This is a genomic window from Psychrobacter sp. ENNN9_III, assembly GCF_001462175.1.
GTDB lineage: Bacteria > Pseudomonadota > Gammaproteobacteria > Pseudomonadales > Moraxellaceae > Psychrobacter.
This window is the reverse complement of sequence record NZ_LNUO01000160.1, coordinates 1-13,013: the sequence shown is the minus strand read 5'-3', so window position 1 is coordinate 13,013 and position 13,013 is coordinate 1. Positions and strand designations below refer to the sequence as shown.

Below are 13,013 nucleotides of genomic sequence, written 5' to 3'. Positions count from 1 at the left end.
AAATTTAGGCCCCGGGTTCCTCAAAAATTTGTTTTATAGGCCAAAACTGTTTGTTTCTATTTCTCAATTATGTTTCAATCTCAACCTTTTATCGGTGTTTTCATACACTTTAAACATAATCACTTTACTTAAACTTTAAATGGAGCAATGGCTATGCAAGGAAGTAATTTGCCAAATGGTAGTCCGCCAGACAGTAATTTTGATAAAGCAGCGCAAAACTCACGTATGCAAAAGTTTTTAAGGGGTGTTGAGTGGCTTGGTAACTTGCTACCACATCCTGTCATTTTATTTGTTTGGATGTCCGTGCTGTTATTGGTTCTCTCAGCAGTGATGTCTTACTTTGGTGTGTCAGTAATCGATCCAAGGCCAGAGGGCACAAGCGGACGTAGCGCTGATGGTATGATTGAAGTCGTCAATCTGTTAAATGGTGAAGGGTTAGCCCGTATTGTTGAAAATTTAGTCACCAATTTTACGGGTTTTGTGCCATTGGGTACAGTGCTAGTCGCTTTGTTAGGCGTTGGTATCGCTGAATACTCTGGCATGATATCAGCCGCTTTGCGTGGTCTGGTCATGAACGCTCCAAAGAAGATGGTGACCTTTACCATCGTATTTGCAGGTATCATGTCAAACACCGCCGCCGAGCTTGGTTATGTGGTATTGATACCACTGGCGGCAGTTATCTTTCACTCACTTGGTAGGCATCCGCTGGCCGGTCTGGCAGCAGCATTTGCTGGGGTATCAGGTGGTTATAGTGCCAACTTGCTATTAGGAACAGTGGATCCACTGCTTTCAGGGATTACCCAAGAAGCGGCTCGTATCATTGATCCAGCTTACACCGTTGGCGCTGAGGTCAATTGGTACTTCATGATAGCAAGTACCTTTTTGATCAGTGGCCTTGGTTATTTTGTCACAGAAAAAATCGTTGAGCCAAGCTTGGGTGAGTATAACCCTAAAGACGCTGATGATGCTTCCGTACTAGAGACGCAAATTGAAAAAGTATCGTCGCTGGAGAAAAAAGGGCTGTTATGGGCAGGTATCAGCATGCTCATATTCTGCTTATTGCTAGCTTGGACAGTGGTGCCGGCCGATGGTATCTTGCGTAATGCAGAGACTGGTATGGTATCAGGGTCGCCATTTTTAAAAGGCATTGTGGTCTTTATTTTTGTGTTCTTTGCGATACCAGGTTATATCTACGGTAAGATTACTGGTAGCATCAAAAGTAACCAAGACGTGGTTGATGCTATGAGTAACGCCATGAGCTCATTGAGTATTTATATTGTATTAGTGTTCTTTGCAGCACAGTTTACCGCATTCTTTAAATGGTCAAATCTTGGCTCAGTGATGGCGGTGTCTGGTGCGACCTTCCTAAGCGATATTGGCCTTACTGGGCCCTTATTGTTAGTTGGCTTTATCATAATTTGTGGTCTGGTCAACTTGATGCTTGGTTCGGCATCTGCTCAGTGGGCAGTAACTGCGCCCATCTTTGTACCGATGCTTATGTTAACGGGTTACGCGCCAGAGATGATTCAAGCGGCATACCGTATTGGTGATTCAACGACCAATATTATTACTCCTATGATGAGCTATTTTGGTCTTATTTTGGCGGTGGCGATGCGTTATAAAAAAGATACCGGGGTAGGGACGTTGATGGCGATGATGCTGCCATACTCTATGGCGTTTTTGATTGGTTGGACCATTTTGTTCTCTATATGGGTTTTCGTTCTAGGCCTACCTGTAGGGCCTGGCGCAGAAACCTTCTATCCTGCGCGGTAGTTGTTCGTTGAATAATAGCTAATAAAGTTTAGCCGTTACTCAAAATAAAAACCCTTGTCAGCTACTGGCAAGGGTTTTTTATGGATTACAAAAAAAGGGCTATGGGCAGTTTTGCTTACGCTGTCCTGATTACGACGCCACCTTAAATTGTTCAAGCACCTTTTGAATGCCATATTCTTCAATAGTCCCAGTGACGAAGTCTGCTCGCGCGATGAGGGCAGGCTGAGAGTCTCCCATGGCAACAGCAAAGCCGACCAAGTCAAACATCTCCAAGTCATTCATGCCATCGCCAAAGGCCATGCACTCGCTGACATCTGAAGAAAAATGCTGGCATAGGTCTTTAATAGCGCGTGCTTTAGACGCCTCTATGGGTAAGATGTCTGCACCAATCTGATGCCAATGCACCAATTTTAAATCGTACTGGGCAAAGTCGACGTCTTGCATTTTATCGTCTTGGTTGTTAAAAAATACTGAGCATTGATATACAGGGTTTAATTTGTAATAGTCTGGATCCACGATAGAGTTGGGCGTTCTGGCGTTGTATTCACGCAGGCGCTCATTTTCGTTTGACCAAGCAATATGCGTTGCAGAGTCAAACTTATGAATCAGCTTACTTGTCTGACACAGCTGGACGATCTTGTCGTTTTGTTCAGCAGATAAAGGATAATGACTGATAAGACCATGGTTATCAAAGCTATATTGTCCATTCATACAGATGATGGCGTCCAATATATTATCGTCCAATAATGCCAAAATATCATCTGGAATAATGGCTTTAGAACGCCCGGTCGCAATCACTAGCTTAATATCGGTCTTAGCCAGCGCCTCGAGGGTCGCCTTATTATGCTCAGCAATAATACCGTTACGGCTTAGCGTATCATCGATATCAAAAAATATAATTTTGGGGGTGGGTATTCTGTTATGCCTATCAGCATTCACAGCTTTATCTACAATAAACATGATTATCCTTTATATTTTAAACACTACTATGAATGGTAAGCCAATATCGCTTGGTACTGCTTGTATAAGGGTGTTTGTCATTATGCGTTTCATTCTACATAGTCAGTAGTATAGCAGTACATAGGTTCTGACCAAATTATGTAACACGTTGATTAGTTTATTATTTATAGGGGCTAAACATGCATATTCAAGGTATGCAGACTCGAGCATATCATTGATTTTTAGGTGTTAAACTATATTTATATTCTAAATATTTATTTAGATAATTTAAGTATTTCTAATGAGCTTTTGTGAGCTTTTGCTTTTTTTAATAAACGATTTTCTTAATAATAAGAGCGTTAACTGAGCAAACGTAACTGGTAAAAATAATTAACAAGGATAAGGCAATGGATAACTTACCTCAAAGCATTATTAATAAAAATGTTGCTGCCAAAGATAGTGCTATCAAAACCGGTGCAGATGAGGATTTGTTTAGCTTGTCACCGCGTCATCCTGAGAGTCGGCTTGAGATGGACTGGCTGTTCTTATTCAACAAGCTACCGCCAGACCAATGGTTTAGCGCAGATTATGCTTATAAGACATCAGGCTGGCTAAAAGTACATACTAACATACGCAAGCGTCAGCGTATCTTGACACAGATTAGTGTAGGTTATCAATCTGGCGAGTACGACTGGTCAGAGTATCGCTCGCAGATACTCAAACGTATCAATATGCATATCCTAAAATTGCATCAACATCATGGCGTAGAGGATGAGGGATTTTTCCCTGAGTTTGTGAGTATGTATCCGCAGCTACAGGCAGGGTTTGAGATATTGGGGTGCGACCATGTGCGCTTGGATGCGCTACTCGATAAGCTACAAGTGCAAAATGATACGCTGGCGAGAAGTGAAGCCGAGGATAAAGCGTTGGCAGAGCAATTACATCAAACATTGGTGGACGCAACCAACTTACTCGCGCAGCATCTGAGCGATGAGGAAGATTTGGTTATTCCTATTTTGGGGCTAAGGCAGGGTTAGGGATTTATATGTTGATTAAGAATAGAATACTTTGTAGGCTGGGCTTTTAGCCCAGATTACGCACTGACTATATATCAGAGGTAAAATGAGATGGTATCTACGATAGCTACAACTCTAAGAAATCACGGTAGATAAAAAATCGGTCGAAATCTAAAAGCTTATCGATTATATTTTATAATAAAGGTGTATCTCTAGTTTATATAAGTATTTTATAAATAAGGTTTCTTATGCATACAACGACAAGCCCTACTCCAGAAAGCAAAAAAAGAAATGGTGAGCATATTCTGATCAACATGACATATATCGCCAAAAATATCGATCTAGATTCGGGAGTCGAGCTGACTCGTGCACTTGAGTATTGGCGGAGATATTTTGAAGATAACAATATAGTTTCAGCTTTAGTCATTAGTGAAGGTTATTTCGTTCAAAGTTTTCAAGGGACAAGGCCTGCTATCAATACTGCCTTAGGAAAAATACTTGAGGAGCATTCAACCATTTTTCCTAATATCGTTAATATAGATGAAATAGAATCGCGTCAATGGAATGGGTTTTTAATCAAACATCTAACATCAAGCGCTGAAGATGAAGAGTATGCTCTAAAAAGCTTCTCAGCAGGTTCTGATTATAATCCTTATCTAATGACAAGTACTCAGATTGAAAACTTTTTGACAGCAGTTTTTGAAGATACCAAATCCAGCAAGTTTTAGACAATTAGTATCTTTTTACTATGTTGGTCATCTGTTTTAGCTTGCATAAAAAAGCCATCTATACCTTGTAGACGGCTTTTCGTTGAAAGTATTGTGAGCTTTACCTGTTAGAGACTAGAGCGCAAAGCATAGCTATTATCACCCAACCTCAACCCCAGTCACATTCTGAAAGCCTCTTGGCAGCTGTCCACCGCGATTACCACGACTGCCCGTATAGTTGGCCAAATCATTGGGCTTTAGCGTTACATGACGCTTGCCAGCGGTAATAATAAGGCTGTTTTGTAGGTTCAATGGCGTGATAGCCAGCACTTCTTCATCACCTTTTAGCGTGATCATTTTATTGCCTTTACCGCGAGCTTGTTCAGGCAAATCGTCTAGAGCGAATATCAATAAGTAACCTGCATTGGTCACGACAGCGATATGGTCAGGCGTGGTTTGTATTGCTTTATCATTGTCGTGATTGGTGTCCGTATTGGTATCAATACGTGCGACGGGAAGTAAACGGCTGCCAATCCCTAGGTTGATAATTTTTTTGAACGGCTGCCAATCCCTAGGTTGATAATTTTTTTGCCCGCTTTTTGATTGCTATCAAGATTGCCAAGCGTATTCACAAACCCATAACCTTGCGAGCTGGCAAGGACAATGCGCTGATCATTAGCGCCTGTTAATAGCTGCTCAAAGCTAGCACCTGCTGGCGGTTTTAGCACACTGGTCAGCGGATCACCTTGTCCACGAGCAGAAGCAAGGTTATGCGCATCGATACCATAGCTGCGACCGGTGCTATCGAGCACGTAAATTTTTTCGTTAGACTTGCCGCGTGCATACGCTTGATAGCTGTCACCTGAACGATAACTCATGCCAGTCGCATCGACGTCATGGCCTTTAGCGGCGCGAATCCAGCCAGCTTTTGATAAGATAGCGGTAATAGGCTCACTCGGTACCAGATCTGACTCTTTTAACGCCTGCGCCTCTTCGCGTTCTGCCAGTGGTGACATACGCTCGTTGCCGTGTTCTTTCATGTCGGCGGTGAGCTCTTCAATCATCAGATTGGTCAAGCTGTCTGGGTTGTCCAAGTACTCTTGAATAGTGGCGCGCTCAGCTGCCAGCTCGTCTTGCTCGCGGCGCAGCTCAATCTCTTCTAGCCTTGCCAGCTGACGCAGACGAATATCCAAGATAGCATTGGCTTGTATGTCAGTCAGATCATAGCCTTGCATTAATGCTGATTTTGGATCGTCTTCTTCACGAATAATACGAATCACTTCATCAATATTTAGATAAGCGATTAGCAGTCCTGCAAGGATATGCAGGCGTTTATCGATTTTATCGAGGCGATATTGCAAGCGGCGGGTGACTACTGAGCGGCGACAAACGAGCCATTCATCGAGGATTTCTTTTAAGTTTTTGACCTGCGGTTTACCATTTAGGCCGATCATGTTCATATTGACGCGGTAGTTGCTTTCTAGATCAGTACTGGCAAACAAATGGCTCATGACGCGCTCGACATCGACGCGGGTAGAGCGCAGCTCAAGTACGATACGGCAAGCGTTTTCATGATCCGATTCATCACGAATATCAGTAATCCAAGGCAGCTTTTTGTCCATCATAAGTCTTGCGATTTGCTCTTGGATTTTGTTGCCTGAGACTTTGGTCTTGCGATTTGCTCTTGGATTTTGTTGCCTGAGACTTTGGTAGGGTAGCGCATCGATGATAACTAAATTCTTCTCTTTGCTATCGATATGATAGGTCGCGCGCATTTTATAGCTGCCACGACCGCTTTCATACATTGCCTGTAAGTCTTTTTTACTGGTGATGATCTCAGCATGCGTTGGTAAGTCAGGTGCTGGTATCGACTGAGTCAGTTGCTTAACAGACAGATCAGGGTTTTTGAGCAGACGAATCGCCGCACGCACCACTTCGTTTAGATTATGCGGCGGAATATCGGTTGCCATACCGACAGCGATACCAGTCGTACCATTTAATAAAATATTAGGCAGGCGAGCAGGCAGGGTAACGGGTTCCTGTATGGTGCCATCGAAATTGTCTTGCCAATCGACCGTGCCTTGACCGAGCTCAGCAAGCAAAGTATTAGCATAGGCAGACATTTTAGCTTCGGTATAACGCATAGCGGCAAAGGATTTGGGGTCGTCAGAGCTCCCCCAGTTACCTTGACCAGTAATCAGCGGATAACGATAGCTAAATGGCTGCGCCATCAGCACCATCGCCTCATAACAGGCGCTATCGCCATGCGGATGATATTTACCCAATACATCACCGACGGTACGCGCAGACTTTTTGGCTTTGGCTGAGGACTTTAGGCCAAGCTCGCTCATGGCATAGACGATACGGCGCTGGACAGGCTTGAGGCCATCAGCGATGTTAGGCAGCGCCCGATCCATGATGACGTACATGGCGTAGTTTAGGTAAGCTTGTTCAGTGAACTCTGCTACCGATCGGGTATCCATCGGCTCACTTGGGATAATGGGAGCAATCTTATTATCAATAACATCGGACATAAAGTAGGTTTCGCTTCTGTGTTTTTAATTAGTATGTTTTATATAGTGCATTTTATGTGCCGCACCGCATTGGTACAAAATTCACATAAGAATAAGGTAGCGTTATCCTAAAGGATATTACATCAATTAAAAAGGGATAATCTAGAATAGACGACAAGTCATGACGTGCTGATATAAACCAGTATAGTCGCGCTTACTATGTATTGCCTTGCTATATATAAGATGCCTCATAGAAAGAAATAAGTAACATTATAAGGTAATAGCTACCCATTTAATGCTAAGCGTTAGTGTAAAAAACGCTTAAATTAAACCTGTATATTATTGATTTTATAGGAAATAATAAACGTCAAGCAACTTTGCGAACTCTAGTGCCAATCTTTTATATTGAGTAGTATGTACAAAGTGTGTATGTTAAAGAACAAAGGAGTATTTACCACTGAATGCGTAAACTCATGAGGAGAAACAAGATTATGGACAATCAAGTCAATTTAACCCGTCGTAACGATAAAGTCTGGCTCAAAACCTATGAAGCGCTTGGGCTAACTTACGATATTGACATGCCAAGCGATGACACTTCACTGATAGACATTTTTGAGAAAAGCTTTCTTAAGTACAGTGACAAGACGGCATTCGTCTGCATGGGTTCGTCGATTAGTTTTAAAGAAGTAGACTTATATAGTCGTCAAGTTGCCGCTTATTTGCAATCACTTGGGCTGGTCAAAGGCGATAAAGTCGCAGTCATGATGCCCAATATTTTACAGCTGCCCGTTACCGTCATTGGTGTACTGCGAGCAGGTCTGACCTTAGTCAATGTCAATCCACTATATACCACAAAAGAGCTTGAGCACCAGCTGACTGACTCTGAATCTAAAGCACTTATCTTAGTCGAAAATTTTGCCAAAACCTATCAAGATATTGGTCGCAAGGTGGTGGATCATGTGGTCATCACTGGTATGGGCGATCTGATGGGCACGTTAAAAGGCCTTATGGTCAATACAGTTGTACGTCACGTCAAAAAAATGGTACCGCCATATAAAATCGCCAATAGTGTCGAGTTTAAAAACATGCTGAAGCAAAGCTCGGCAGGCAAGTATCAACGACCAAACAATATCAGTCTCAATGACGTGGCCGTATTACAGTATACCGGCGGTACAACTGGCGTGGCCAAAGGTGCCATGCTAACCCACAAAAACTTAGTGGCCAACCTTATTCAGTCCGATACCTTTTTGGGTAGTGCTTTTGATGAGTTTGAGAGTAGTAACGAGCAGCCTGTCATCATGACCGCTTTACCGCTATATCATATTTTCTCTTTTACTGTCTGCGGTATGTTTGGGATTTATCGCGGTTGTATTGGCTTACTGGTACCCAATCCACGTGACATTGATAGTTTATTAAAAGCTTATAAAAACAACCCGCCAGCATTTTTTCCAGCGGTAAATACTTTATTTAATGCGCTGGCTAACAACGATGAGTTCAAGTCGATGGATCATAGTAAGCTGCGCACGTCGATGGGCGGCGGTATGGCAGTCCTTAGCTCAACAGCAGAAAAATGGCGTCAGGTGACGGGCAATATTATCGTTCAAGGTTACGGGTTGTCTGAGACGTCACCAGTTGCAACAGCTAATCCACATAATAGTGCTACGTTCACAGGCAACATTGGCGTACCGATGCCAGGTACTGACGTTGCTATTTTAGATGAAGCGGGTAATGAGCTTGAGCTGGGTGAGCGCGGCGAGATTAGCGTTCGTGGCCCGCAGGTTATGAAAGGCTACTGGAATCGCGATGATGCGACTCGTGAAGTGATGACCGATGATGGCTTTTTCCGCACTGGCGATATTGGAATTATGGATGAAGAAGGCTATGTCACCATCGTTGATCGTAAAAAGAACATGATCTTAGTGTCAGGCTTTAATGTGTATCCGAATGAAGTCGAAGAAGTGATGGCTGGTCATCCAAAGATTTTAGAGTGCGGTGTCATTGGTGTTGAGGATGAAAAGAGTGGCGAGGTTCCAAAAATATTCGTCGTACGCCAAGATGATAGCCTTACTAAAGAAGATGTCCTTGCCTACGCTAAAGAGCATTTGACTGGCTATAAACGCCCCCGTCATGTTGAATTTATTGATGAGCTACCAAAATCGAACGTTGGTAAAATTTTGCATAAAGACTTACGTAAGCTTGAAGAAAAAAATTAAGAATCTTAATATTCGACATTTGAATGCGGTTTGAGGGTTTGGCTGTCATAGATAGCGGATGTTTAAACAATACTGTTTTTATCCATTATGGTGAGACTGTTTAGAGACAGTCTTGCCGTTTTTATTGAGTGAGCTGTAGTATGAATATAAATAAGCGCAGTACGAGTCGCTGTTATCTATAAGGCACTATAAGGATAGATATTCCAATAAGGGGATATAGACTGCCTCTACATACAATTATAGAGAGTTTTTTGCAAAACTGTTATAGTACGGACGCATACAACTAAGCGGACATTGGTTATTATTGTCTGGTTTTTAGTGACTTTATGTTCACAAATAATGATTCATAAACCTAATACTTTTATCATTATTATATTATTCTACGTTTTTCATTGTAGTACTTAGGAAAAGTTATGACTGACAATGCCAACAATAGCGGTACTAATAAAAACGCGCCAGACCAAACGTCTGTTAATAGTGGCAATGACCATGCGCATAAGGACGAACAAATGATGTCGGATATGACAGCGTTTCCTACGATGCCTACTATCCCAAGTGATAGACCATGGCTTGATGCTTATGAGCGTTATAGTATCGATGCAACTATCGATATGCCTGATGATGAAACCTCTTTGCTTGAAGTGTTTGAACGTAACTTTCGACGTTATGGACAAAAAACTGCTTACATCTGTATGGGCGCATCCATTACCTTTAAACAACTGGACCTATATAGCCGTCAAATCGCAAGCTACCTACAGTCATTAGGGTTGGATAAAGGCGATAAAGTTGGCGTCATGATGCCAAACATTTTACAGTATCCGATTGTTATGCTCGGCATCATTCGTGCAGGCATGGTATTGGTCAATGTCAATCCGCTATATACTAGCCGCGAGCTATCACATCAGCTACATGATAGCGGAGCAAAGGCATTATTTATCGTTGAGAATTTTGCAAAAACCTATCAAGACGCTGAGGATAAAGGCCAAGTCGAGCATGTGATTGTCTGTAAGATTGGTGATATGTTGGGCTCAGTCAAAGGGGTGGTAGTCAATCTAGTCGCACGCCATATCAAAAAGATGATTCCAGCTTATAATCTACCTGATAGTATAAGTTTTAAACAAGCGTTAGGAGCGGTATCTGCCAGTAAATATAAGCGTCCCGATTTGTCATTAGATGATGTGGCGTTATTACAATATACTGGCGGTACGACAGGTGTGGCGAAGGGCGCTATGCTATCGCATGGTAACTTGGTTGCTAACATGCTACAGATCAGCGTTCTTATCAATAGTGCTTTTGAAGATGACATCAATAGCGACGATGTGATTTTGACCGCTTTACCGTTGTATCATGTGTTCTCATTTATGGTTTGCGGTATGTATGGTATGTATCAAGGTTTTACAGGCCTATTAATACCTAATCCACGCGATTTAGATGGTCTGATTAAAGAGATGGATAAATATAAACCATCATTTATTCCTGCCGTAAATACCTTGTTTAATGGTTTGGTGCATAAAGACAGCTTTGCTGAATTGGATTTTTCCAATCTCAAAGCCTCTATCGGCGGCGGTATGTCAGTATTGCCAAGCGTGGCTAAAGAGTGGCACAAAATTACAGGTCTGCCTATTGTAGAAGGTTACGGTCTGTCTGAAACTTCGCCAGTAGTCGCTTTTAACCCGATGACCATTGCTGAGTTTACAGGTAAGATTGGTATTCCAGCATCCAGTACTGATATCGTACTAATCGATGAAGAAGAAGAGGAAGTCGCTATCGGTGAGCGCGGTGAGATCTGCGTCAAAGGGCCACAAGTGATGATTGGCTATCAAAACCGTCCTGAAGAGACTGCAAATACCTTTACAAAGACTGGCTACCTAAAAACAGGTGACATCGGCATCATGGACGAAAAGGGCTTTATCAAGATTGTCGATCGTAAAAAAAGATATGATCATCGTCTCAGGCTTTAACGTCTATCCAAATGAGATTGAAGAAGCCATGAGTGAACACCCAGACATTGTAGAGTGCGGCGCCATTGGCATACCGAGTGATGAGCGCGGTGAAGATCCCAAATTGTTTGTGGTCAAAAAAGGGGATGTCACTGAAAAAGAGCTGCTCGATTTTGGTAAAAAGCAATTAACAGGCTACAAGCGTCCGCGTCATATACAGTTCGTCGATGAGTTGCCAAAATCAAACGTCGGTAAAATTTTGCGTAAAGAGTTGCGCAAAATGGAAGGACTAGAATAGAGTAAAGCGATCATTGATGGCAGTACTCACTTTACTCTCATTGTGTTTTTTGTCAAAATCACCACGTAATAACAAGTACTTATATTGCTATTGCGTGGCTGTCACGTTAGGATATCTCAAGTTTTAGGTCTGCTACTTTCCATCTTGTCTGATTGTTGAGTACTTTTTGATGAGTTATTAAGCACAGCCAACCGATCAATAAGCCATTAGCAGACCGCTATTCTTATTTTATACCACTACTTTTATAGTATTGTCCTAGGGAATTTTATGCGTATTGATAACCGTGAGCTTGACCAACTTCGTTCGATTAGTTTTGAGCGCCACTATACCAAGCATGCCGAAGGGTCAGTGTTGGTCAGCTTTGGCGATACCAAAGTGTTGTGTACAGCAAGCGTTGAGTCAGGGGTTCCACGCTGGTTAAAAGGCAAAGGCAAAGGTTGGGTTACCGCTGAATATGGCATGTTACCGCGCGCAACCAATACCCGTAATCAGCGTGAAGCGGCTCGTGGTAAGCAGTCTGGTCGTACTCAAGAGATTCAACGTCTCATCGGTCGTAGCCTCCGTGCCATGATTGATCTTAGTAAGCTTGGCGAAAACACAATTTATCTCGATTGTGATGTATTGCAAGCAGATGGTGGCACGCGCACGGCTAGTGTGACTGGTGCTGCTATTGCTTTGATCGATGCGCTTGAGAGCATTCAAAAAACCAAAAAACTAAAAGCCGACCCCTTGATTGGTCTGGTCGCTGCAATCTCTGTCGGTATGAAAGATGGTAAAGCTTATCTAGACTTAAATTATGAAGAAGATGCCAGCTGTGATACGGATCTGAACGTCGTCATGACGCAGAAGGGTGAGTTTATTGAGCTGCAAGGTACCGCTGAAGAAAAGCCATTTACCCGTGCCCAAGCTGATGATATGTTAATCCTTGCTGAAAAAGGAATCGCTGAGCTTATCAAAATGCAACAAACCGCCCTTGGCTGGTAGACTCGTTACAAAGATTATTTGATACAATATATGAACAACTGTTCAACTGTCGTAAACAGACAACTGATATATTTATTCGTTAATAGGTAGCAATCGATAGGTAATAATGCATGTTAAAGCTAACCGATGATGGCGCCAAGATTACCCTACAGGATCAGCCACCCGCAGGGGACAATGGACTGTTTTGGTTTGGGTCAGCACTGCTAGTTGGTGCTGTAGCAGTGGCCTTGGCGATGAGCCTATTACCAGAGCGTTTAGCGATTGGCGCGCTCGCTTTATTGATTGTAGGTAGTTTTATCTTTAATCGACAACGACAACAGCGTAAAAAATCTATGAGTGGTAATATCAGTAGCGGTGTCTTGTGGGTACGCGTAGGCGAGCTGGTACATGACAATAACGGTCGCCGCGACCATATTACTCTAAGCGATGGTGATAAAGTCACTCTCTTTGGTGAACAGATCCAAATTGTTGATACAGACAATGTGCGTAAGTACCATATCAGTGGCTTTGATACGGCCCAAGAAGCACAGGCAACCAAAGCGATATTAGAAGGTCAAGCACTTAATAAGCGTCATGTTAATATTAAAATGAATGGTGATTAAGACTTTTATCAAACGATTTATCAAATGA

Annotated in this window: 7 protein-coding genes and 2 pseudogenes; 7 read left to right on the top strand and 2 right to left on the bottom strand. The window is 42.6% G+C overall.

Annotated features, from left to right (window positions below):
• The first annotated feature begins 153 nt into the window (after positions 1-153).
• Positions 154-1,773, top strand: a complete 1,620-nt coding sequence (locus tag PENNN9_RS09830) for an AbgT family transporter (protein ID WP_058369514.1) — start codon at positions 154-156, stop codon at positions 1,771-1,773.
• 129 nt (positions 1,774-1,902) lie between these two features.
• Here the strand turns inward: PENNN9_RS09830 and PENNN9_RS09825 are convergent, their stop codons facing one another.
• Positions 1,903-2,733: a Cof-type HAD-IIB family hydrolase gene (locus PENNN9_RS09825; protein WP_058369513.1), complete on the bottom strand. Its 831-nt coding sequence runs from the start codon at positions 2,731-2,733 to the stop codon at positions 1,903-1,905.
• Between the two features lie 386 nt (positions 2,734-3,119).
• Between PENNN9_RS09825 and PENNN9_RS09820 the strand changes: the two genes are divergently transcribed.
• Positions 3,120-3,749, top strand: coding sequence for a hemerythrin domain-containing protein (locus PENNN9_RS09820; RefSeq protein ID WP_082638069.1), 630 nt, complete (start codon positions 3,120-3,122; stop codon positions 3,747-3,749).
• Positions 3,750-3,976: 227 nt separating this feature from the next.
• The gene (locus tag PENNN9_RS09815; RefSeq protein WP_058369512.1) at positions 3,977-4,456 is read left to right on the top strand and encodes a BLUF domain-containing protein; all 480 of its coding nucleotides are present in this window, start codon (positions 3,977-3,979) and stop codon (positions 4,454-4,456) included.
• Positions 4,457-4,594: 138 nt separating this feature from the next.
• Here the strand turns inward: PENNN9_RS09815 and parC are convergent.
• Positions 4,595-6,918: pseudogene (parC, locus tag PENNN9_RS09805) on the bottom strand (DNA topoisomerase IV subunit A).
• Positions 6,919-7,439: 521 nt separating this feature from the next.
• On the opposite strand from parC, the gene PENNN9_RS09800 reads away from it, so the two are divergent.
• The 4 genes and pseudogenes from PENNN9_RS09800 to PENNN9_RS09785 all read left to right on the top strand — a co-directional run bounded on the left by PENNN9_RS09800 (position 7,440) and on the right by PENNN9_RS09785 (position 12,985).
• The gene (locus PENNN9_RS09800; RefSeq protein ID WP_058369510.1) at positions 7,440-9,161 is read left to right on the top strand and encodes an AMP-binding protein; all 1,722 of its coding nucleotides are present in this window, start codon (positions 7,440-7,442) and stop codon (positions 9,159-9,161) included.
• 512 nt (positions 9,162-9,673) lie between these two features.
• A pseudogene (locus tag PENNN9_RS09795) lies at positions 9,674-11,399 on the top strand (AMP-binding protein).
• Positions 11,400-11,666: 267 nt separating this feature from the next.
• Positions 11,667-12,383: a ribonuclease PH gene (gene rph / locus PENNN9_RS09790; RefSeq protein ID WP_058369509.1), complete on the top strand. Its 717-nt coding sequence runs from the start codon at positions 11,667-11,669 to the stop codon at positions 12,381-12,383.
• Positions 12,384-12,493: 110 nt separating this feature from the next.
• Complete coding sequence (locus PENNN9_RS09785) at positions 12,494-12,985, top strand: hypothetical protein (protein ID WP_058369508.1); 492 nt, start codon at positions 12,494-12,496, stop codon at positions 12,983-12,985.
• Positions 12,986-13,013 lie beyond the last annotated feature (28 nt).

Coding starts and splice junctions, on each gene's coding strand:
- PENNN9_RS09830 (WP_058369514.1), top strand. CDS start 154: ATGCAAGGAAGTAATTTGCCAAATGGTAGTCCGCCAGACAGTAATTTT.
- PENNN9_RS09820 (WP_082638069.1), top strand. CDS start 3,120: ATGGATAACTTACCTCAAAGCATTATTAATAAAAATGTTGCTGCCAAA.
- PENNN9_RS09825 (WP_058369513.1), bottom strand. CDS start 2,733: ATGTTTATTGTAGATAAAGCTGTGAATGCTGATAGGCATAACAGAATA.
- PENNN9_RS09800 (WP_058369510.1), top strand. CDS start 7,440: ATGGACAATCAAGTCAATTTAACCCGTCGTAACGATAAAGTCTGGCTC.
- rph (WP_058369509.1), top strand. CDS start 11,667: ATGCGTATTGATAACCGTGAGCTTGACCAACTTCGTTCGATTAGTTTT.
- PENNN9_RS09815 (WP_058369512.1), top strand. CDS start 3,977: ATGCATACAACGACAAGCCCTACTCCAGAAAGCAAAAAAAGAAATGGT.
- PENNN9_RS09785 (WP_058369508.1), top strand. CDS start 12,494: ATGTTAAAGCTAACCGATGATGGCGCCAAGATTACCCTACAGGATCAG.